A 22,243-nucleotide genomic window follows, 5' to 3' on the forward strand; every position below is an offset into this window, starting at 1 on the left:
CCGTTAGCTATACCGGCGCTGCGCCGGATCAGTGTCTTGCAGCTGAAAGGCGTCCAGCGTCTCTGCGTCTCCACCAAGACTTCCACGGACGCCTTCATAAATGAAGTCCTGGAGGACATCAAAGTCAAAATCGACCAATGCGGCATTTTCGTGCGCCTTCTGAAGGCACCGGGGATAATGAGGTACCGGGAAACCGTTGATGGCATCTGCAAGCATCGAACCAAGTATTACTTGCGATTCACTAATTTGGGGTTCAAAGATATCCACGGGCCATACGGGGTCACGGCTGCCCGAGCCGAATTTGACAAGAAACATCTTGCCACCGACGAATTTGTTTCCCTCGGCGCCCTCAGCAGCACGGTCGTTTCCGCGCGCGAACTCCGACCAGATGTAAGCTTTCTCTTCGACGTCTCGCGGAACTTCGGCGTACGCTGGATAATCCGTCTGAAGTACGTTTTCGAGAGCCATTGCAAGGCGGTAGCGTGTAAGGACTTTGCTATGCTTTGCCACGCCGGCGAGGAATATGCGCCGTCGGCTCTTCTTCCAGTGGTAGTCAATTCGATCTTTTATCCCTGTAAGAAGCTTCGCAAAATTGTCCTTCGCGAATACCTTGCTTCGCAACAAGCCGTCACAAACAATAAGTGTGTCAGTTCCGAAATCCTTCTTCAGAAGCGAGAATAGGATGGACCATTCAACAAGCTCTCTGTAAACCTGTACCCAGCTTGGTGAAATGGGTTTTGTTGAGCTGGCTGGTCTAATCATATGGGACAGCGCAGAGAGCGATTCCACCTGGAGAAATGCCATCATTTCCCCTAGCGCGGTGCAAGGCTGTCGGTCAGCGGAGAATTGGCGTTTATTGAGTACTTGGATGGGTGTAGTCGGCGATACGGCCTCAAGGCAATACTCGTTGTTGCTACTGTCGACAACACGGATGAGCTGCACTAGGAAAGGATCAAACTGAAGCTGGTTGTTTCCCCCATCGGTTCCGACAAGCGATATTGAGGTGGTTGATCGCGGTTGAATGCGACGTGTGGCGTCTCGTAGAGGTCGAATTTCATTCCGGAGGTCGTCTAGGACATTTCGGTCTGCGCCAATGCATTCCGCGATTGCTTCCTTGAGCTGTTGCTGACTGGCCGGATCTATCATTCTTGCTCTCACGTGTGCAAATGGTGGGGTGTTTGCCTGATGCAATTCTGTTCAGTGCTACCGGGCAAGTAGGCGATTTGCTCTTTGGCGCCTAGGCCAAGCGCGCTCGATGTACAGCCAGATAGGCTTTCTGCATTTCGTGAAAGGGTCTGGAAATTGCCGAATCTGAGATGTGCCATCTCTTCAATACAGAGATGTCGAGCGTCGTAGAAACGATAAGACGCCCCTCATCGCTGAACGAGATAAGGTGTCGGTCGAACAGAAGATCGGCATGTGGCGCAAGCATGAGGCCGTTTGCCCCATCAAGTCGCTCGGCATTAGTCGACTCTCGCCAAGGCTTGATGTGGCTAGCCCTGAGAAGCGACGGCGTCGTAACACCTGTTACCCGACAAGCGGGCTCCATTGCCAGGACCCGTTTTCGAAACGCGCCTTGGCCTATGCGAGCACTACTAAGCTGCAATCTGACGGTTGTGCTTATGGCGGAATCTTTGTCGACCTCCTTGAGGTCGCCGAGTAATGTGCTATCGCTCACCGATGTGGTTAACTTATCTACATCTAGCGAGGCAATTTGGAGAAGTGCATTACCGAAATCTTCGGATATGGCCGAGAGATAGTTCATCGTCCCGTACCCGTTGTTACGAATTGGGGAATGTGTCTCCGGCCGATAGCGCTGAATGAGGTCGAGATGTTCCCTAGGATCAATAGGGCGCGCAAGCGCAGAAAACGTCACCGGGAGCATCCAGCCGTCATCGGCCCATGGCGCATCAGTGGCGTAATCGGGCTTCGCGGCGTAGGTGGCCTCTGCGTCTACGACGCCAATGTGGCCGACCCTGCCCTTCGCGAATGAGAATACGATGTCGCCAGTACGAGCCAGCGCCATATTTGCGTAGGCGCGATAGTACGTTCCGTCGGACTTGGTCAACGGCGACCACAACGCGCCTCGGCTGGTCTCAGCCTTCCATGATTGTTTGTGATTGACCCACCAGAACGCCACGACGGCCCCTGCGCCTTTTGACGAAAATCCTTAGGCCTAAGCCCCCTTGGCGATAAGAATATGCTCAAGAGAGAACAGATGGAAGGTGGTCGTAATCCGACCCTCTCGATCGTGTCGACGCTGTTTCTCAGATATGGCTTTCTGGGGGTGCGCCACGGCGGGGCTGTCGCAGGTTGAGGTAAGCAGAGGTACCCCTACAGACAACCGAGTGTTGATTTGATACGGTCATGCCGTTGCCTGCGCTGCAACTACAATGAACGCAGACAACCATCGCTCAACGCGATGAAAAGCGCAGGCCAAGGGTGCTACCAACACCCCTGACCTGCTGACCACAACCAACTAACCAGGAGTCGATAGTGGCTACCACCGATCATACGGCACCCGCTCGCCCGCCGAATCCCCCCGGCGACATCCCCAACGGTCACCGGGCCGTCTGCCGACCTCGCAGACACGGTTGACGAACCGCGGATTCAGCCCTTCATCTGAGACGTTTCTTGGCCGCACCTGTGGGGCAAGCGCCCGTGCGGGCTACTGAAACCGGCTGACGCCGCGTCCACTTCATCAATCACGCCACCCGGCGCCCGGTCTCGGGCAGCCGCTGAACCCGCGAGTCCGTTTGATCCGCGGCACGTTGCGCAGTGCGTGGCGTGCCGCACCTGGATAGCGGCGGCGAATACTTCCAAGGAATGCTCATGCCTGCTTACGACACCACCCGCGTGGATGGACGCGCGCGCCACTACATCGACCCCGAAGCGTCGGCACACGACCTGCTCAATGACGCGACCGAGTGGTTGCAGTACGCCCGTGGTCTCACCGTCTTCCTCGCGGATCTCGTGCATGAATCGGATAGCGTGGACTGCGCGCAGCTGGCGCTATCGCTCGAAGCGGTCGGCGCCTTGATGCACATGGGTGTGCAGTGCACGGCACAGGCGCATGCGCGAATGTCGTGGGAACAGGCAAGGGACGCGAGTCACTTCAACACCGCTTCCGAACGCATGGAGGCGTAGTAGTGAAGGGCACGATTTGCCTGTCGCGTGAGAACTTTCCTCACGTTGATCCACACCACGAAAAGTTGGCTAAACTCCGCCTCCTTCCCATTGGCACGGAGCGCCATTAAGTGACTGGAACGAACAAGATCATCCTCGCGATGGTCATCTTGCTGGCCGCTTTCTGCGGTGGCATCTACCTCTCGGGTTACCTGACCATCCTGCTGGTTGGCGTCGACGCCCCGCTCACATGGCGACTCTGGTGGGACTACTACAACGCGATGGCGTACCCGCAGTTCGCGCCCTATGTCTGGAAGATCAAGTGCGGTGGCATCGTCGGCTTCGGTTTGCCTGCGCTGGCGTGGATCGCGTGTGTCGTCCTGTTGCTGAAATCGAAGTCGCGCAACCTGCACGGCGATGCGCGCTTTGCCACGCGTCGTGATCTCGAGAAGGAAGGCCTGCTCAACGAATCGCCGAACGGCATCGTCGTAGGTAAATTCGGCAAGAAGTTGATCCGGCTCAGCGGCCAGCAGTTCGTGATTCTCGCCGCGCCGACCCGCTCGGGGAAGGGCGTCGGTGTGGTCATCCCCAACTTGCTCGAATACCAGGGTTCCATCGTGGTCCTGGACATCAAGCAGGAGAACTTCGACCTGACCAGTGGATGGCGCAAGTCGCAGGGCCAGGAGATCTACCTGTTCAACCCGTTCGCGGAGGATCGGCGGACCCATCGATGGAACCCCCTGCACTACGTCTCGTCCGATCCCGCCTTTCGCATATCCGATATCCAGTCCATCGCGGCCATGCTGTATCCGGATGGCAACGGCGACCAGAAGTTCTGGATCAGCCAGGCGCGGAATGCGTTCACGGCCTTCGCCCTCTATCTGTTCGAGAACCTGGACGCCGCCGCGAAGGACGATAGCCCCTTCGGCGAGCTGCACTTCCCCACGCTGGGTGGGATCTTCCGGCTTTCGACCAGCGACGGCGGTAGCTTGCGCGAGTACCTGGAGCGTCTGTCGAGCCAAGACTTCCTCAGTAGTGACGCCAGGACCGCCTTCGCCAACCTGCTGTCACAGGCCGACGAGACCTTCGCCTCGATCATGGGCAGCTTCAAGGAGCCACTGAACGCGTGGATAAACCCGGTGCTCGATGCCGCCACCAGTTGCAACGATTTCCTGCTCACGGACGTGCGCAAGAAGAAGATGACCATCTACATCGGCATCCAGCCGAACAAGCTGGCCGAGAGCCGCCTGATCGTCAACCTTTTCTTCAGTCAGCTGATCAACGTCAACACGCGGGAACTGCCGCAGAACAACCCGAAACTCAAGCATCAGTGTCTGCTGCTGATGGACGAGTTCACCGCCATCGGCAAGGTCGACATCCTGGCGAGTTCGGTGTCATACATGGCCGGTTACAACCTTCGCCTGTTGCCCATCATCCAGAGCATGGCGCAGCTGGACGCGACCTACGGCAAGGACGTTTCGCGCACGATCATCACCAATCACGCCTTGCAGATCATCTTCGCGCCGCGCGAGCAGCAGGATGCGAATGACTACTCGGACATGCTCGGCTATACGACGGTGTCCAAGGAGAGCGTGTCGAAGGGCAGGGACGTGTCACGCAGTCGGTCCGATGAGCGACGGGCCTTGATGCTGCCGCAGGAGCTCAAGGCGATGGGGACGGACAAGGAAGTGATCCTCTATGAAGGCATCGCGCATCCGGTGAAGTGCGAGAAGATCAGGTATTACAAGGACACGCGGTTCAGGGCGAAGTTGTTGCCTAAGGTTGCGATTGGGACCCTTCCCGTTGGTTAAGTGGACACCACTCCCGCCGAAGTGGAAACCGTATTGAACCGTCTGTCGGTCTGTCGGGTTGGTGGTCGTGTATGTTTCCTAAGCGGAATATAGGCCGGTACGTGCAGCGAACCACAAGAATGGCTTTCGTCTTGATTATCGGGATAGGTATGCGATCAGCATTATGGATTACCGCTTATATTCTCTTTTGCGCGGGGCAGGTGCTCGTACTAGGATTCGTGGCGCCTCTGTTTTTCTTGGGTTTTGTGATAGGTAGAGTCATCGGTATTGAGGTGGATGCCGCTTGGTCATTCTGTAGTCTTATTGGTGGCGGTATCGGGCTCGCCGCGGGAATTGCTATAGGCGTCTATCGTGCTGACTTCTCGATCGATTGGCGATGAATCCAGGGGCTTTCTGGTACGAATGCCCTGTGGATACATGGCGTAGGGTGGGCATCACCATGGCAAGTGGTGCTCGCCTCCGCTGGGAGGAGCGCCAGTACGACAAGAGGATCGTTCGCTTGAATTCATGGCTCAAGCTAGTAGGAATCGCTGATCTGGAGGATCGCAAATGACATCGTACGAACCAAATCCCGAGCTTGTCGGGCCGCTTTACGGAAAGGACCCTTGGCCGTTGCGATTCCATACCCATGGATTCGGAGCCGTCTGCTTCAATACGCTGACCTGCAGCATCATTTACAGTCAGCGTCAGTTCGGTACCCGTAAACTTGGCTATGACGGCAAATACCATGACGGTCCGTCAGGGCAGCCGCCTTTCGCACAATGGCGCGAGCGCTGGACAGGGCATCACAGCGTCTCCCCGGTAGATGGTAAGACGTTCTCGACACCCCTCGAAATTGAGTGGATGTCGCTCGATGGGCGTGATCACGACTTGTCGCTGAGCTTTGACGATGTCTTCAGAGATCGAATCATTCTGCACAGGGTTGCCAGGGATGAGGTCAAAGAGGCTTGGCTTAACGCGAAGTCGACCAACCCCGTCAGGCCGGACATTCTGGTCGAAGTAAACGACCGGACCGTGAATGTATTTATGCGTGCACTGGTCGCGACAGAAGCGGAGCAGATCCCTGGGAATAGCAAAAGTCATTTTCGAGATGACCTGATGCTTGCGTGGACCCAAACCTACTGAGCAGGGAGTGCTCTAAGTGAATGATATTCGTACAAGTTATGATGGTGCTCCCGACGATCGCGTCGGTCATGAACTGGTCAGTGCGAGACACCTGGCTCGCTACAGAGAAGCCGCAGATGCGTTGGGGTCATTCAAGATTCCAGTTCTGATTCGCGCAAGTGATTCCCATGAGAGGCTGTTTGTCGCGGCCTTCGATGGTACGGGAAACAATAAATACACCGATCCGGACCACGCTACGAACGTCGCAAAGATTGACAGTCAGATTGGTGAAATGAATCAGTTCGGCGGCGCTAAGATTTACTCGCGCTATGTCGAAGGTCCGGGGACGCAAGGCAATATTTTGGTAGCAAAGAGCGACGCCGCCTTAGGTTATTCGTATGAATCGAAGATCAGCGAGGCATACGACGACCTGGTGAACCAAGCCAATCGCTGGGCCCGGGAAGATCCTGATCTAGTCGTTCGTGTGCATGGCATTGGTTTCAGTCGGGGAGCTAGCCAGGTTCCAGGCTTTGCCAGATTGGTTCATGAGCGGGGGATTCCTGATCTTGATAGCGAGTTTGTCTCCGGCGACGGAACTAGGCGCTACGAACGATATATTGGCGCCCCTGGACGGGTCGTTCAGACCGTGGGCCTATTCGATCCGGTCGCAACCGGCCATCCGATGAAGTTCGACCGCCGGCTTCCGCCATCAGTGGTCTCCGGCTTTCAAATCACTGCTGCTGACGAGCGCCGTATATCGTTTCCTTCAGACCAAATTATTCCACCGGGTCTCTCGGCGGATGGTCGTTTTCTCAACGTGATGGTTTCAGGCGCTCATTCAGATGTGGGTGGGGGCTATCTTCGCGATGGGATGTCGATCCGCTGTGGCAATCTCATGCGGCACTACTGCAATGCACTAAGCGATGAGCCTTTCTTGCGGACGGAGGCTGTCCCAACTGATCATCGTCTTAACGTGATTCATCACTCCAACAAGGGAGCGGATATTTTTCGCTTAGATCCCCGCGTAGGCGTTCGTGGTGAGTCGAGCGGGACCAACTATAGGCTTGCGCCGCATGACATGGCGAACTTGAAGGCTCATCCACACGGCCCGGAGGTTGCGGACTTACGCATGATGCAAAGTCTCACGCGATTCGATTCGAAGCTCGTGCCTTTCGACGCTGTGCAGACTGAGCCACGAATTCCGTTCACGACGGCCGATGATGTGCGTGCGTCTCGTCCGCCTCTGTCCGGTCCGAAGGCTATTGGTTGGACGGCAGCTGCAACAATGGTGTTGGATACCGCTCAGACGCTTTACAAGACGGAAACCCAATTGAGCAGCGGGAACGTCCCCGCCGCCCAGTCTGCCCTGTTTCACTTCGGCGGCCGCAACCTTGCCGGCATCGCCGGCGCCCAATCCCTCATGTCAGCCGGCGCCGCCCTGGGCATCGAATCCGGCCCGGGCATGTTCGTCACCGGTGCCATCGGCGGCGTGGCCGGGTTCGTCGCGGGCGACAAGATCGCCGATGCCTACGATCAGTACCGCATCCGCAATCAAAACGATTCGCATGGCAATACCTGGCACCACGACGACCGGCAGGGATGGACGATCGACGTTCCGCCCCTGCCGGATCATCCGCGCGGGCAGCGACTGGTCGCGGATGCCGCCCTGTCTAGCCAGTTGTCGTACCAGGCCAGCAACACGGCGGTCGAGCTGGCCTTGGGCAATGAATACCCGGCACGCGATCCCTTCGTCCAGCCGGCGTCGCCAAACGACACGCCCAGCCTCCGTGAGGCGCCTTGGACGCACCAGGCGCAAACGCACCAGTGGACCCGGCAGGTCACGGACCAGCGGCTCGAACATGGCATGACCCGCTCCCACATGGAGGTGGCCAATCCCCAGCGTGCGGCGGAACTGGATCGAGTTGCCGAAAGGACGATCCAGCAAAACGTCGCGGAGTCGTCGCTCGGTGTCGCACAGCGCTATCAGCTTGCCTACGAGCGGGAAGGCTGGAGTCGCCATGGGCCGATGCCCGAGGCCGTCGTGCATGCCGTGGCGAGGCCAGCCGACCAGATCCTCGCATCGGACGGGCACACCTACACACATGGCCGTGACCGCGAGTGGTCCCGCGACACGCTCCTTGGAAGCCGCTCCGCGGACGAGAATCTGCGTGAGGAACTGGACGCGTCCGAGCGCGTCGCCCAGGGGTTGAAAAAAGGCGTGGACACCGCCGCCCTGGACCATCCGCACGTCGCCCCTCGGTTGCCGGCACGTCTGGACGATCCCAGCCATCCGGACCATGCCTTCTTCAAGGAAGTCCGGGGACACGTGGTCGAACTGGACAAGAGCCTCAACCGCTCCCCGGATCAATACACCGACAACATCGCCTCGGCCTTGGCCGTACAGGCCCGTGCCGACGGTCTCAGTCACGTCGACCGGATCGCTCTATCGGCCGACGGCAAAGCGCTATGGGCCTCGCAGACGCCGGCAGGACGAAAAGACCACGTCTTCGATCTGACCACGAAGGTGCCCACGGCGGAAGCCAACACACCGTTGGAACAGAGCGGCGCGAAGTGGCCGGAAGCCATGCAGCAATTCCAGGGGCATGAGCAGGAACTGGCGCAGACCCAGCAGCGGTCGCTGGAGCGCGCTCAGGCGGAGAACCAGGCGCAGTCCATGAGCGGGCCCGTCATGAAGATGTAAGAGCAGGGAGACGAACGCAGGTCGGCGTTCGTCTCTGAAACACCCGTAATCATGGAGAGAACATGCAAAAGGAAGGCGACAACACGGACGAAGGCGCATCCCCGTCCTCACTTATTCCAGTACACAAGCTAACCACCCGCGACCCTCTTTACGGCCAGCAACTGTTACGTGACCTGGAGATCGTCAACGAGCTTACATACAGAGAGTTGGGATCACGATTGCGCTGGCCATTGCCAGTACAGCCTAAGCGGAGGCCAGATCTTCCGCATGCGCCCAATAACGTAAGTTCCTTGCCCGTACCTGATCAGGCGAAGGCGGTAACCGTAAGCATCGTCGAATCCGCCGACGATGACTCTGGTTCATGAACAATGCGCCTACCCGATCAAAAAGCGCGCACTACCGCAAGGCAGCCCGGAGACGCGCTGCCAACTCGATACGCTCATCGGTGATGTAGGGCACTTTTTGTCCCGCATGCAATCCGTCGTTCGAGTAGCGGGGAAATACATGAAGATGAAAGTGCCACACATCCTGGTTGCCAGCTGGCCCGTTGTGTTGGCGAGTGGAGATTCCTTCGCACTGGAAGGTGTTCCTCATGGCGTGTGCCAGGCGACGCGTGGCACGGAAGAAGTCGTTGCCAAGGTCGTCCGGGATGTCAAACACGTTCTCATGGTGGTTCCGAGGCACCACTAGGCAGTTGCCTTTTATTCCTGCGTAGTGGTGTGTCGGAACCAAGGCGAATACGTTGGCATCCACCAAGACAACAGCGGCTTCTAAAGCCGGCGATGGAAGCGTCTCGGCAATACGGCAGAACGGACACTCGTATCCGGGTGGGGCGTTCTTCATGAGAGCAGCGACTGATGAACCCCATGGTGGGGCGTATTCCGGATTCTGTGGGCGCCCTGGCTACCCGTCAAGGAACCGGTTGTACGGTGAACCTGGATTTACGGCGAATCTGGATTGCGCGAGGTGATTCGCGTATCCACCGCCACCCAATTCGTCTCCCACGTCCGTCCCCCATCCGCCGAATACGCCTGCTCGAACCGCGCCGAATCGTTCGAAACCTTCGACACCACGAATCGCACGAGGATCATTCGTCCATCAAGGTTGTCCTGCCCGAAGAACTCCCCACGTCCCTCGCGAAAGCTTCCATACACCGGCTGCGTCATGGTCCCGTTACGCACGCTCGCGTAATTCAGGCTCCACTGTCTGGCCTGCGGGTTGTAAAGGCGCAGGCTCACACCCTCGATTCGCCCGCCGGGTCCTTCCACGCGCAACTCGACCAGATTCGCCCGGCCGTCGAGTACCTTCCGGATGACGCTGGTTCCGCTGTACTCCACCCACTCGTTGGACCCCGAGAGCGGCTTGGCCAGGCGGCGCAGTTCGGTCTTCCACGTGCCGATTTCCCAGTCGAAATCATGCTGGCCGTCAGGCTGGGTGGCGCCGGAACCGGCTTGCGCGGGCATCGCGAACGCGTACATAGTCAGCCATGCCAGCATGAACAACGCACTGGCGAAGCGGATTCGCAGGGTGTTTTGCATGGTCCTTCCCGGTCGGCGCGATGCGGGAAGGATGCGAGCGCGAGGGGACCATGAACAAGAAGGCACCTTCAGGTAACCGTGCACCGATCGAGGGCTGTCCCTTGTCGGCGGCCTTCGCGGCCATCGGCGGCAAGTGGAAGCTGACGATCCTGTACTGGCTCGCGCATGGCGAGCTGCACTTCGCCGGGCTGGAACGACGCGCCGCGCCCATCTCGCACAAGGTGCTCGCGGAGCAGCTGCGCGAACTCGAAGCCGATGGCATCGTCGTGCGGACGCCCACCGGCGCGGTCCCTGCGCCGGTGATCTACCAGTTGACGCCCTATGGGCAGACGCTGCTGCCGATCATCGAATCCGTACGCCTATGGGGCGAGGGTCACCTGCGTCGCCTGTCGGCGCTTCCGCGAACCGATGCCATGGCGTGCGGCACGGCCATCACGCCTCGTTAGCCCATCGCACGGCGTCGGCTCCCGCCGGGATGCGCATTGGGCTCGACGGATCGGTTGCCGCCCGCCATACCGCTTCCGCCACGTCCACGGATCGGGTGATCTCGGTCGACTCCGCCCATCCCTCGAAAATACGCTGTGCGAAGCCGGCATAGGGTTCGGGAAAGCCATGCTGCATGCGGGTCCGTCCGTTTTCGGCGAAGCGCGTATCCGGTGCGCGTCCCGGCAGCACCAACCGCACGCGCACGTTGAACGGCTCCAATTCCAGGGCCAACGATTCCGTGAACGCGTTCACCGCGACCTTGCTCGCCGTGTAGACGGACAGCAGGGGAAGCGACCTCAGGGTAACGGTCGAGGTGACATTCACCACCACGCCGGACTGCCGCTCCCGGAACTGCGGCACGAACGCCTGCGTCGTGGCGATGGTGCCGAGCGTATTGGTCTCGAAGATCTCCCGCGCGGTATCCATCGGCGTGCCTTCCAACGCGTTCAACATGCCGATGCCGGCATTGTTGACCAGCACGTCGATCGGTCCGGCCGTTTCCACGGCCTTGCGAATGCTTTCCTCGTTGGTGACATCCAGGGCGATGACGCGCAGGCGTTCGGAGCGCGGCAGGACATCCTCGCGCGGCGTGCGCATGGTGGCGATGACGTTCCAGTCGCGATCGAGGAAGTAGCGGGCGATCTCCAGGCCGAAGCCGGACGAGCATCCCGTGATGAGGACGGTTTTCATGGAGGACTCCTGTGGGGGTGTGCAGGGCTGGAACGATAGGCCTCCCTCGCCGGACTGGATACGATGTAAAGTCCACGAAACGTTTGCAGGAGTCCGGACATGACCGATCCGCTCGCCGAAGTCGTCTCGCTGCTACAGCCGGACGCCCGGCTCTCGAAGGTAAGCAGCGGGGCAGGCCGTTGGCATGTGCGCCGCGCGGAACACGGGCAGCCGTTCTATTGCGTGATCCTGGACGGATCGTGCCGCCTGGTGATCGATGGCCGTGAAGCGATCGTCCTTCAGGACGGCGATTTCGTGCTGATTCCCTCGGCGCACGGCTTCACGGTGACGAGCCTCGATCCGCCGGAACCGGAGGCCGCCCAGGCCGTGCCCGTTCAACGGGACGATGGCGAATACAGGCTGGGCGATACGGATGTACCCGCCGAGGTGCGCATGCTGGTCGGCCATTGCGTCTTCGGCTCGCCGGATGCGGCGCTGCTGGTCTCGCTCCTGCCGGAACTCGTGCACGTGCGCGGCGAGTGGAGGTTGGAGACCCTCGTGCGGCTGTTGGGCGAAGAGTCCCGTGCGCAACGCCCTGCGCGCGACGTGATCCTCGCGCGGCTTCTCGAAGTGCTTTTCATCGAAGCCCTGCGATCCACGGCGGGCACCTCCGCATCGCCCGGCCTCCTTCGCGGCCTGGCCGACACGCGCCTCGCCACGGCCATCCGGCGGATGCATGAGAGCCCGACGCGTTCATGGACGGTGGCACAGCTGGCGAAAGAGGCGGCACTGTCACGCTCGGCGTTCTTCGAACGTTTCAACCGCGCGGTCGGCGTCGCCCCGATGGAATACCTGCTCGCCTGGCGCATGGCCTTGGCGAAGAACCTGCTGCGTAACAAGGAAGGCAATGTCGCGGAGGTGGCCGAGCGCGTGGGCTATAGCTCGGCGAGCACGTTCAGTGTCGCGTTTACGCGGTACGTGGGGGTACCGCCTACGCGGTATGCGCGCGGTACTTGAGCAGCCGCCCGTGACGCAGCGATAAGGAAAAGAATCTATTCACCAATCTATTCACGAAAACGGCGGTGAACTGGCTAACTTCATGAAACTTCAGTGCATTGGATTGAAGTATCTATTCATGGATCTATTCACGCGCGCCGCCAGCGCGTCTCGCGGGCGGCGCCTGATGCGGCATGGTGCCCGCCCTAAGTTGCCGTTCTACCGAGCCACCCCGCACCCCAAACGACGGTAAGATGCGCCATCGCGCCAGCCCCGCAGGGGGTGCTGACGTCATGGGGGAATCCAATGAACCGCATTTACCATCTCGTGTGGAACGGAACGCTGCGTGTCGTGCAGGTCGCTTCCGAGCTTTCGTCGTCGCGTGCCGGCCGGACGGAGGGAGGTGGTTCGGCCCCGCCGCGGCTGCACCCGCTATGGGGTGCGATGCTGGCCACCGGCCTGTGGGCCGTGGGCGTTCCGGCCATGGCCCAGGTCTGCCAGCCGACCGATACGACGACATGCAGCGCGCAGGGTGGTGCGGCCATCATCGACCGGGCGGGTGCTGGCGGGGCGGGTAATGGGCAAGGCGGCTTCGCGCGGTGGATTACGGGCGGTTCCGGCATCCTCCCGGTCACTGGTGGCCTGGCCAACGGCGGCGCGGGTGGGGCGGGCGCCACGGGTAACGATAACGGCTCGGTCTTCGTCACCGGTGGCGCCGGTGGCGCGGTCGGTACCCTTTCCACCACGCAGCCCATCGTGGGAGGTCGCGGCGGAGACGGCACCGACGATATTCACGTTCCTGGCGGTGGCGGCGGTGGCGGCGCGGGCGTCTATACGAACGCCAATTACTCGGTGCTGTTGAATTCCCCGGTCACCGGCGGCGCGGGCGGTACGGGTGGCGCTCCCGCCGCCAACAGCGCGGCGGGTGGCGGTGGCGGCGGTGGTGGCGGCACGGGCGCCGTTATCCTGGGTGACGGCAACCAGATCCAGGTCGCCGCGGGTTCGTCGCTCGTGGGCGGCGCTGGCGGCGCCGGTGGATCGCAGGCCACGGGCATCGCGTTCGGCGGTAGCGGTGGTGGCGGTGGCGACGGTGCGTTGCTCTTCGGCGCAGACGCCTTGGTATCCAACCGCGGCACGATCCGTGGTGGGGCAGGGGGCGCAGGCGGCACGGCGCAGGCGAGCGGCCTGGACGGTGCTTCAGGTGCCGGCATCCGTGCCCAGAATGTCCGGTTCCAGCTTGCCAACTTCAGCGGCGCACTCATCGCAGGCGGGAATGCCACCGGCAACGGTGCCGCAGGTATCGGCGTGGTGACCCAGCAGGATGCGCACATCCAGAACTTCGGAACGATCGCCGGTGGTATCACGTCAGGTGGCGGATATGCGACGGCGGTCCTCTTCAATGGCACCGGCAACCTGCTGACATTCCAGCCCGGATCGGCCGCCCACGGCGCCCTCGAAGTGGCCGATGGCGGCAGCGCGCAGGTCGTCGCGGCAGGCGACGTATCGGTCGACGCCGTGAAGCTCGACGGCGTCACGCCTGGCAACGCGTCCATCACGCTGATGCCCAGCAACGGCGTACTCGACATCGCATCGATCATCGGTACCGGCAACGTCACCAGCAGCGACGCAAATGGACTGAGCTTGCACGACGTCAATGTCGACGGCTTGCTGGCCTTCGGCCATGCCGGTGGCACGACCCTGAGCGGGACCGTGCAGTCCACGGGATCGCAAACCTACGTGTCTCCCATCACGCTGGCCGGCAACAGTGTTCTCAGGTCGACCGCCGCTGACATCGACGTGCAGGGCGATATCGATGGTTTGTATGGCCTGACGATTCAAACGCCGGGCGGCGTGACCCTGCCAGGGCACATCGGTGGCAGCCAGGGATTGACGAACCTGACGGTGTCCTCGGGCACCCTTGGGGCGAGCAACATCAATGCCGCGTCGCTCAACCTGTCCACGACCGCGGGGGGTATCACGCAATCGGGTGCCTTCTTCGTGTCGGGCGACAGCATGTTCATCGCGAACGGCGACGTGACGCTGAACAACGCGGGTAACTCGTTCGGCAGCTACATCACTGCGCAAGGCCACGACATCAGCCTGTCCAGTAGTAACAACCTTTTCCTGGGCACCGTGTCCGCCACCGGTTCGGTTGCCCTCTCTGCCCACAGTGCCGTGGTCTTGACTGGAAACATCAGCGCGCCCTCATCGGTGTCGTTGAACAGTTTCGGTAATGTCACCCAGACGGCTGCTGCGATCACGACCAACATCTTGACGGCTGACACCATCGGCGACGTCTCGCTCTCGTCCGCGGGCAACGTCATCAGAGTGATTGGCGACGTGGCCGCGAATGACTTCCGCGTGGCCAGTTCGACGCCACTGACGGTGTCGGGGGCGATCGTCGCCCAGCGTGTCGCGTTCGATGCGCCATCGAGTGTCGTGGTCACCGGCTCGATCGATGCGGGCCTGGTGACGGACATCACCGCTGGAAACTCGCTCACCATCGGCAATGGGGGAGCCACTGGCACGTTGTTGTCCGACGTAGCCAACAACGGCATCCTGACCTTCAATCGCTCGGGTATCGTCAGCTTCACCGGTGCGCTGGGCGGCAACGGCCAGTTGATCCAGCAGGGCAGCGGAACGCTATGGTTCGATGGCGATGCGACGCCCTTCCTCGGCAGCACCCAGGTGCAGGCCGGCAAGCTGGTGGTCGGCAGTGTCGCGGGCAGCAACGCCGTGCTGGCGGGCAACGTGAGCGTGGCCAACGGCGCGACCCTCGGCGGACATGGACGCATCGATGGCGACGTGACCATGAACACCGGCTCGGTGCTTTCGCCGGGCAATTCCATCGGCACGCTCACCGTCAACGGCGACCTGACGATGGCCCAGGGCACCCGGATGGACGTCGAGCTCGGCGCGGCCGGTAACGGTGACAAGGTGGTGGTGAACGGCGACCTGGCCTTGAACGGCGTCACGCTGGACGTGACCGATGCCGGTGGCATGGGCCCTGGCGTCTACAACATCTTCGCGTACTCCGGCGCGTTGACGACGACCAATGGCGGCCTGTCGTTCGGTACGACACCTGCGGGCCACGCGCTGCAATTGCAGACGCTGACCGGCGCGAAGCAGATCAATATCCTCGATGTCACCAACACCACCTTGCAGTTCTGGAACGCCAACGGGCTGGCCAGTCCCACGCAGATGGGCGGTGGTGACGGCACCTGGTCCACCACCTCGCCGACGTGGACCGACCAGGACGGCAGCATCACCGGCGCCATGTCGCCGCAGCCGGGTTTCGCCGTGTTCGGTGGTGCCGCGGGAGCGGTCGCCGTCGACGGTGGATCGGGCCAGGTGAGTGCGACGGGCATGCAGTTTCTCAGCGACGGTTATCGCCTGAGCGGCGATCCGATCCTGCTCACGTCGTCCAGTGGCACGCCCATCATCCGCGTGGGTGACGGCAGCGCCACGAGCGCCAGTTACGTCGCCACCATCGACTCCGTGCTGGAAGGCACGCAGGGTTTGGCGAAGAACGACGCGGGTACGCTCGTGCTCGGCGGCATCAACACGTACACCGGCGATACGGTCGTCAATGGCGGCACGCTGTCCGTCGGCGACGACCGCAACCTCGGTGACGTAGCGAACGGCATCGCCTTGAATGGCGGTGCCTTGCGCGTCACGGGCACGACCTATGCGGCGACCGGTCGCGATCTCGCGTTGACCGGCGGCGGCGCTGTCGATATCGCCGATGCCTCTAACACGTTCACGTGGAACGGCGACATCACGGGTACGGGTGCGCTGGAGAAACAGGGTGCGGGCACGCTCGCACTCGACCATGCCAATGCCTATACGGGCGGCACGCTCGTCAGCGCGGGAACCTTGCGCCTCGGCGATAGCGGTGCGATCGGTTCCGGCACCTTGTCGCTGGCATCCGGCAGCACGCTGGCGTTCGCGGCGAATGGCCTCGCCGTGGCGAATGCCGTGACCGTGGCGGGTACCGCGTCGATCGACGTTGGCGGAACGGATACGGCCACCCTGGGCGGTGTCATCGCCGACGGGACCACGGCGGGTGGCTTCACCAAGACCGGCACGGGCGAACTCCTGCTGACCGGCGACAACACGTATACCGGCATCACGACGATCGATGCCGGTACGTTGCACGTCGGCGACGGCGGCACGCATGGTTCGGTCGTCGGCGACATCGTCGACCATGGCACCTTGCTGTTGGATCGCTCGGACGATGTGACGTATGCGGGGGCATTGTCCGGCGAGGGTACGTTCCGCAAGGTGGGCGCGGGCGCGTTGCACCTTACCGGCGACAGCGGCGCATTCACCGGCGACACGGACTTCACTGGCGGTACGCTGCGGTTGGACGGCAAGCTCGGCGGTAGCCTGTCGATGGCCAGCGGTACCGTCCTTACCGGCACGGGCACCGGCGGCAGTGTCGCATTGCAATCGGGTGCCGAAGTGTCGCCCGGCGGTGCAGGCGTGCCTGCGACGCTCTCGTTCACGGGTGACTTCACCATGGCAGCCGGCACGCGCTACACCGTGGACGTCACGGATGCGGGGCAGGGCGATCGCATCGATGTCGCCGGCCATGCCAGCCTCGCGGGCGGCTCGGTGGTGAGCCTGGGCACGGGTGGCAACTGGGGCACGTCCACCACGTATACGATCCTCTCCGCGGCCGATGGCGTAAGCGGTACGTTCGCTGCCGTCTCCACGGACCTCGCTTTCCTCACCCCGTCGCTGGCGTATACGGCGAACGACGTGAACCTCACGCTCAGCCGGAATGCCGTGGCCTTCCCGGATGTGGCGCTCACTCGCAACCAGCGTGCCACGGCGGGCGCGACGGAAGCGCTCGGTGCCGGTGCATCCATCTACGACGCGATCCTCCGGCTCGACGCGGCCGGTGCGCGTGCCGCGTTCGACAGCCTTTCCGGCGAGATCCACGCCAGCACGCGCACGGCCATTGCGGACGACCAGCGCTATCAGCGCGAAGCCATCAACAACCATCTGCTCGATGCCGACGCCGCCCGCGACGGCGAGGGGGTCTCGGCCTGGGCATCCGCCTGGGGGCACTGGGGCCATCACGACGGCGATGGCAATGCCGCGCGCACGAGCACGAATGGCGGCGGCTTGCTGGTAGGTGCGGACACCGTCGTGGGGTCGACCGCACGCGTCGGCTTCGCGCTCGGCACGGGACAGATATCGGCCTCGACGCCTGCGCGCGATGCTTCCGCTGACGTACGCACGCGCACCGCCGGGTTGTATGCCGGTGGGCGCGAGGATGCGTTCCAGTGGCAGGCGGGCGCCTTGTACGGCCAGCAGAAGATCCGCACGCATCGCACGGCCACCATAGGCGATCTCTCGACCCGCATCGGTAGCGATGACGATGCGCACGCCGCGCAAGGCTACGTCGAAGGCGCCTACGTCATCGACGGTACGCGCGGCTCGTGGGCGCCGTTCGTCAATGTGGCTTACCAACAGCTGCGCACGCCGACCGTCCATGAGCGCGGTTCGATCGGTGCCCTCGATGTCGACGCGGACCGCTCGCACCAGACCTTCGGCACGCTCGGCCTGCGCGGCGAGGCGAAGCTGGGCGACACCGGCACGGCGGTCTTCGGCAGCCTGGGCTGGCGCCATGCCTGGGGCGACGTCGACTCCACCGCACGCATGCGCTTCGCCGGCACCGGCACGAGCTTCGACATCCAGGGCGTTCCCATCGCCGACGATGCGGGCGTGGTCACCGCGGGCCTGCGGTTCCGGCCTGCGCCGAGCGTCACCATCGATGCGACGTATAGCGGGCAGTTCGCGGGGGACGCGAAGGACCAGTCGGCGCGGTTGAGCCTTAGCTGGGCGTTCTGAACTCGAAGGAAGGCGGCGCCTGCGTGGCGCCGCCTTCCTGCCGTGAACGATCAAGCCGTCACCGACAACCGCAGCGGTTGTCCATCGAGCGCATCGATAAGCGCCCTCGCTCGTCGATACGTCGCAGCCTCCTGGTGTGAACCCCGCTTGGTCGCGGCATCGATCCACGCATCGATATCGTCACGGTTGATATGCGCTGGCGTTGCGTTCCATTCGTCCGAGCCGGCTATCCCATCGATAGGGAGGACCACGACTTGCATGATCGCGGACAGCTCATCAAACGTAATGCGACCACTGAAATATAGGTCATTCGCAGTCGCTTCCACTGTCTTCAGCGTCATGTGCGCGAAGTCGATGCGCTCGATCCCATCCGATGTCGTGGCATCTTCTTTCGGAACTGCATTATTTTTCTCCGTCCGGTTCGCGGATGGTTCGAGTGACGGGCTGGGTGGAACGGACGCAGGCATCTTCGTGTACACGCGTTGTCTCCTTGACGCCGCCTATGCGGCTTCCAAGGGAAGCAAAGGCGATGCCTTCGAGGGGTATGTAGAGAACGACGCGGCCTTGGCCTACACGACGGCAAGCCAAGGCGTCGTGTTGTGATCCTGTGGGGGCGGGCTTACCAAAAATATGGCGATGCTTCCTGCTTGAACAGGACGATCTCTGAATTTGTTTAGCGGTTTGGACTAATAGAGTGCACGCGCAGCAATCGGCTGTGGTTCTTGGAAGAAACACGTGAAGCGAATGTTCTGTCTTGCGTTGTCCGGTGCGATGGCCCTGCCCTGTGCGGCTAGTGTGCAGGTCATCCAGGTGAAATCTGCCCTGGGTGGTAACGAATTTATCGCCGGAGGGAATTCTGTTTCGAGACACCATGGAGGAAATCCCGTTCTTGTGACCACGCGCGAGGCAGGACGCGGTCAGGCATATGCGACCATGAACGGGGCCCAGCTTCGAGAGGTCTCGTCACGTCTCGTCTGCCGAAACGGCAGCGGCTGGGCCACTTGTAGAAACGGTCAGGCGGCGCAAGGCGAAGAGCGCGTATGGGATGCCACCGGTAAGGGAAATGGTACGTTCGCCATCCGTGTCACGGAGTGGGCGTGGCCGAAAAGCACTTCCACGACATCGTTCAGCATTTACTGAGTCCGAGTACGTGATGACACTCTGTAGCCGTCATGAGAACGAGTCCCCTAACGGGGCTCGTCGTTGGTCGCATAGGGTCTATGTCATTAAACGGATTGCCGCGTTAACTAAAGGCGGTCACTTGATCGCCGGCACCTTTGTCAGATTCAGCATCACCGTCATAGGCTCAATCGGGGATTCCACGAAGCCGTGGTGCATGTAAAAGCTTTTGGCGTCGTCGTGGAGGGCGTGGCACAGCAAGGCGCGGATGCCCAACTCCTCCGACAGCCGCAGCGCGCGCAGCACGGCGTCCTTGAGTAGTCCGGCGCCGAGGCCTTGCCCGGACCAGTCCTCGTGCACGGCCAATCGGCCCAGCACTACGACGGGTATTGGCTCGGGCATGTTGCGGCGGACGCTTCCCGGAACTTGGGCATGTGAAACGGCGCCAGCGGCCAAGGCGTAGTAACCCACCACATCCTCGCCAGCGCACACTACGAAGCAGCGTGAGGCGCCGTCCTGCTGATTGCGCCGGGCGCGTTGTTTAAGCCAACTATCCAGTACAGGCTCGGCGCAGCGAAAGCTATCCAGCCGGTGCGTCTCGGTAAGCGGTGCCGGCGCTTGGAGCCTCGGCCGTTTCACGCCTCCCACGGGGCTTGGCGGCGCAGCAGCTTACGGAGAGCAGCACCTTGTTCGACGGGTGCATCCAGCAGAGCCTGAAAGCGCTTGAAGCGGGCGGCGTCCAGATCAAAAACGGTTTGGTCCAGCAGCACCTGCTGGGCCTTCTCGCAGGCCGCCTCCAGCATGAAGTCGGTGCGGCTCTTTCCAGCGACTCGGGCCGCCTGGTCGATCAGACTGCGCTGGGGCGCCTTGGCGCGCAGATTGATGGTGGTTTGGCGGGTGGTGGCGGTCATGTGAGATCCTTAGTTGTATACACATTGTACATACATTGGTCGCTGGCCGCCAGCACCTCAATGAGGGCTCGCCGTCGGCCGCACGATAAGCTCGCTCACGTCCACGTCGTCGGGCTGTTCGATCGCATAGCCGATCGCGCGTGCGATGGCATCGGGCTGGATGGCGACGCGGCGGAAGGCTTTCACCACATCGCGTGTGGCTTCGTCGGAGATCGTATCGGCGAGTTCGGACTCGACGACGCCGGGTGACACCACCGTGACACGAATGCAGTCGGTTTCCTGGCGCAGGCCATCGGAGATGGCGCGAACGGCGTACTTCGTGGCGCAGTACACGGCGGCGGTCGGCGAGACGGCATGGCCGCCGATCGACGAGACGTTGATGACGTGCCCGCGGCGCCGTGCTTCCATGCCCGGCAATACGGCGGCGATGCCGTGCAGCACGCCACGCACGTTCACGTCGATCATGCGGTTCCACTCGCCCAGCTTCAGGGCGTTGAGCGGCGAGAGCGGCATGACGCCGGCGTTGTTGACGATGACGTCGACGGGGCCGAAGGTCGATTCGGCGAAATCGGCGAAGGCCTGCATCTGGTCGAAGCGGGTAACGTCCAGGGCACGGTAGGCGACGCGGCCAGGCTCCCTGGCGAGTTCTTCGGCGAGCGCTTGCAGGCGCTCGATCCGGCGCGCGCCCAGCACGACGCGGTGGCCCTGGCGGACCAGGTGGCGGGCGGTCGCTTCGCCGATACCGCTGCTGGCGCCGGTGATGAGGATGACCTTGGATGCTTGCATGTTCATGGCGATGGCCCCGTGGTTTTCGATGGAGCCATGCTAGGCAGGAGGGCATGCGGCGCTAAGACCGGATCCTTGCCTGTTCTTGCCTATTCCTATGGATTGCGAAAGGTTGACTCGCCTATGGCGCGAGCGTATATCCCATTCCTATCGCCTCCGACCACCCTGTCTCGTCATGTCCCAGCCCGGTTCCACCGAAGCCCGCCGCGCCCGCATGGCCGACCTGATCGTCCGGTTGGCGCCCTCGGAGGGCTATACGCTATCCGCCGTGGACGGTGTCGCCTTCATGCGTTCCAACCGACCCCTGGTGCGCACGCCGGCCTTGTACGAGCCGAGCATCGTCATCGTGGCGCAAGGCCGCAAGCGTGGTTTCCATGGCGGGCAGACCTACGTCTACGATGCGCAGCACTACCTCGCACTGGCGGTGCCGTTGCCCTTCGAGATCGAGACGGAGGCCAGCGTGGAGGAACCGATGCTGGGTGTCGCCATTCGCATCGATCTCGCGACGACCGCCGAACTGGTGCTTGCCGTGGACGACCTTCGTCCGCAAGCGGATGTGCGGCCGGCCACCCTGTTCGCCACGCCCCTGGACGACCGTCTCGGCGATGCCGCGTTGCGGCTGCTCGAAGTGCTTTCCGATCCCGTGGAAGCACGCCTGCTGGCGCCTGGCATCGTGCGCGAGATCACCTATCGCGTATTGACCGGCGAGCAGGGCGGCGGCTTACGCGCGGCACTGACACAGGGCGGTCACTTCGGGCGGATCGCGAAGGCGTTGCGTCGCATCCACACGGAGTACGCGCGTCCGCTCGATGTCGCCACCCTCGCCAGCGAGGCGAACATGAGCGTGCCGACCTTCCACACGCACTTCAAGGCGGTGACCACCACGTCGCCCATTCAGTACATCAAGGCGATGCGGCTGCATCATGCGCGCCTGCTGATGGTTCGCAGCGGCCTCAGCGCGGCCACGGCATCCGAGCGCGTCGGCTACGAGAGCGCCTCGCAGTTCAGTCGCGAGTTCAAGCGCCTGTTCGGGCGTAGCCCGGTGGACGAGACGCGGCAACTGAAAGACCTGCTCGACCTCGCGCCCTCCGTTCAGCGCGTGCCTGCCGTGCGGCATGCGTTGATCTCCTGAGC

General features: G+C 62.0%; 19 protein-coding genes. 10 read left to right on the plus strand and 9 right to left on the minus strand.

The window, feature by feature from the left end; translation table 11 throughout:
• Window positions 1–3: 3 nt before the first annotated feature.
• Window positions 4–807 carry a hypothetical protein gene (locus tag ACR9Y6_RS18165; RefSeq protein ID WP_481282548.1) on the minus strand — a complete coding sequence of 268 codons (804 nt, stop codon included), beginning with the start codon at window positions 805–807 and terminating at the stop codon, window positions 4–6.
• Window positions 808–1,237: 430 nt separating this feature from the next.
• Window positions 1,238–2,140, minus strand: coding sequence for an HNH endonuclease (locus ACR9Y6_RS18170; RefSeq protein WP_481282549.1), 903 nt, complete (start codon window positions 2,138–2,140; stop codon window positions 1,238–1,240).
• 692 nt (window positions 2,141–2,832) lie between these two features.
• On the opposite strand from ACR9Y6_RS18170, the gene ACR9Y6_RS18175 reads away from it, so the two are divergent.
• From ACR9Y6_RS18175 to ACR9Y6_RS18195, 5 genes are all read left to right on the plus strand, one after another.
• A complete protein-coding gene (locus ACR9Y6_RS18175) occupies window positions 2,833–3,147 on the plus strand; it encodes a hypothetical protein (protein ID WP_481282550.1) in 315 nt (104 codons plus the stop codon).
• A gap of 140 nt (window positions 3,148–3,287) precedes the next feature.
• Window positions 3,288–4,937: a type IV secretory system conjugative DNA transfer family protein gene (locus ACR9Y6_RS18180; protein ID WP_481282755.1), complete on the plus strand. Its 1,650-nt coding sequence runs from the start codon at window positions 3,288–3,290 to the stop codon at window positions 4,935–4,937.
• A gap of 119 nt (window positions 4,938–5,056) precedes the next feature.
• Complete coding sequence (locus tag ACR9Y6_RS18185; protein ID WP_481282551.1) at window positions 5,057–5,317, plus strand: hypothetical protein; 261 nt, start codon at window positions 5,057–5,059, stop codon at window positions 5,315–5,317.
• 169 nt (window positions 5,318–5,486) lie between these two features.
• Window positions 5,487–6,062 carry a hypothetical protein gene (locus tag ACR9Y6_RS18190; RefSeq protein ID WP_481282552.1) on the plus strand — a complete coding sequence of 192 codons (576 nt, stop codon included), beginning with the start codon at window positions 5,487–5,489 and terminating at the stop codon, window positions 6,060–6,062.
• A 16-nt stretch (window positions 6,063–6,078) separates the two neighbouring features.
• Window positions 6,079–8,742 carry an XVIPCD domain-containing protein gene (locus ACR9Y6_RS18195; RefSeq protein ID WP_481282553.1) on the plus strand — a complete coding sequence of 888 codons (2,664 nt, stop codon included), beginning with the start codon at window positions 6,079–6,081 and terminating at the stop codon, window positions 8,740–8,742.
• Window positions 8,743–9,138: 396 nt separating this feature from the next.
• Here ACR9Y6_RS18195 and ACR9Y6_RS18200 read toward each other — a convergent pair whose 3' ends face one another.
• Window positions 9,139–9,585: an HIT family protein gene (locus ACR9Y6_RS18200; RefSeq protein WP_481282554.1), complete on the minus strand. Its 447-nt coding sequence runs from the start codon at window positions 9,583–9,585 to the stop codon at window positions 9,139–9,141.
• Between the two features lie 98 nt (window positions 9,586–9,683).
• Entirely contained in the window at window positions 9,684–10,280 is a 597-nt protein-coding gene (locus tag ACR9Y6_RS18205; protein ID WP_481282555.1) for a hypothetical protein, read from the minus strand.
• 50 nt (window positions 10,281–10,330) lie between these two features.
• Here ACR9Y6_RS18205 and ACR9Y6_RS18210 point away from each other — a divergent pair, with 50 nt between their 5' ends.
• Window positions 10,331–10,726, plus strand: a complete 396-nt coding sequence (locus ACR9Y6_RS18210) for a winged helix-turn-helix transcriptional regulator (RefSeq protein ID WP_481282556.1) — start codon at window positions 10,331–10,333, stop codon at window positions 10,724–10,726.
• On the opposite strand, the gene ACR9Y6_RS18215 is transcribed toward ACR9Y6_RS18210, so the two are convergent.
• On the minus strand, window positions 10,713–11,456 hold the full coding sequence (locus tag ACR9Y6_RS18215) for an SDR family oxidoreductase (protein WP_481282557.1): 744 nt from the start codon (window positions 11,454–11,456) through the stop codon (window positions 10,713–10,715). The two genes, ACR9Y6_RS18210 and ACR9Y6_RS18215, sit on opposite strands and share 14 nt — an antisense overlap.
• 99 nt (window positions 11,457–11,555) lie before the next feature.
• On the opposite strand from ACR9Y6_RS18215, the gene ACR9Y6_RS18220 reads away from it, so the two are divergent.
• Window positions 11,556–12,452 (plus strand): AraC family transcriptional regulator, encoded by an 897-nt coding sequence (locus tag ACR9Y6_RS18220; RefSeq protein ID WP_481282558.1) that lies wholly within the window; start codon window positions 11,556–11,558, stop codon window positions 12,450–12,452.
• Window positions 12,453–12,737: 285 nt separating this feature from the next.
• Window positions 12,738–18,293, plus strand: a complete 5,556-nt coding sequence (locus ACR9Y6_RS18225) for an autotransporter domain-containing protein (protein WP_481282559.1) — start codon at window positions 12,738–12,740, stop codon at window positions 18,291–18,293.
• A gap of 50 nt (window positions 18,294–18,343) precedes the next feature.
• Here ACR9Y6_RS18225 and ACR9Y6_RS18230 read toward each other — a convergent pair whose 3' ends face one another.
• Complete coding sequence (locus tag ACR9Y6_RS18230; protein WP_481282560.1) at window positions 18,344–18,772, minus strand: hypothetical protein; 429 nt, start codon at window positions 18,770–18,772, stop codon at window positions 18,344–18,346.
• A gap of 292 nt (window positions 18,773–19,064) precedes the next feature.
• Between ACR9Y6_RS18230 and ACR9Y6_RS18235 the strand changes: the two genes are divergently transcribed.
• On the plus strand, window positions 19,065–19,433 hold the full coding sequence (locus ACR9Y6_RS18235) for a DUF4879 domain-containing protein (protein WP_481282756.1): 369 nt from the start codon (window positions 19,065–19,067) through the stop codon (window positions 19,431–19,433).
• Window positions 19,434–19,550: 117 nt separating this feature from the next.
• Here the strand turns inward: ACR9Y6_RS18235 and ACR9Y6_RS18240 are convergent, their stop codons facing one another.
• From ACR9Y6_RS18240 to ACR9Y6_RS18250, 3 genes are read right to left on the minus strand one after another with little or no spacing between them, the layout of a single operon-like run.
• On the minus strand, window positions 19,551–20,060 hold the full coding sequence (locus ACR9Y6_RS18240) for a GNAT family N-acetyltransferase (RefSeq protein WP_481282561.1): 510 nt from the start codon (window positions 20,058–20,060) through the stop codon (window positions 19,551–19,553).
• Complete coding sequence (locus tag ACR9Y6_RS18245; protein WP_481282562.1) at window positions 20,048–20,323, minus strand: type II toxin-antitoxin system TacA family antitoxin; 276 nt, start codon at window positions 20,321–20,323, stop codon at window positions 20,048–20,050. The genes ACR9Y6_RS18240 and ACR9Y6_RS18245 overlap by 13 nt, the downstream gene beginning before the upstream one ends.
• Window positions 20,324–20,380: 57 nt before the next feature.
• Window positions 20,381–21,109 (minus strand): SDR family oxidoreductase, encoded by a 729-nt coding sequence (locus tag ACR9Y6_RS18250; protein ID WP_481282757.1) that lies wholly within the window; start codon window positions 21,107–21,109, stop codon window positions 20,381–20,383.
• 175 nt (window positions 21,110–21,284) lie between these two features.
• On the opposite strand from ACR9Y6_RS18250, the gene ACR9Y6_RS18255 reads away from it, so the two are divergent.
• A complete protein-coding gene (locus ACR9Y6_RS18255) occupies window positions 21,285–22,241 on the plus strand; it encodes an AraC family transcriptional regulator (RefSeq protein ID WP_481282563.1) in 957 nt (318 codons plus the stop codon).
• The last annotated feature ends 2 nt before the right edge of the window (window positions 22,242–22,243 follow it).

The sequence above is a fragment of the Luteibacter sp. TLI7-4A genome, from assembly GCF_056754745.1.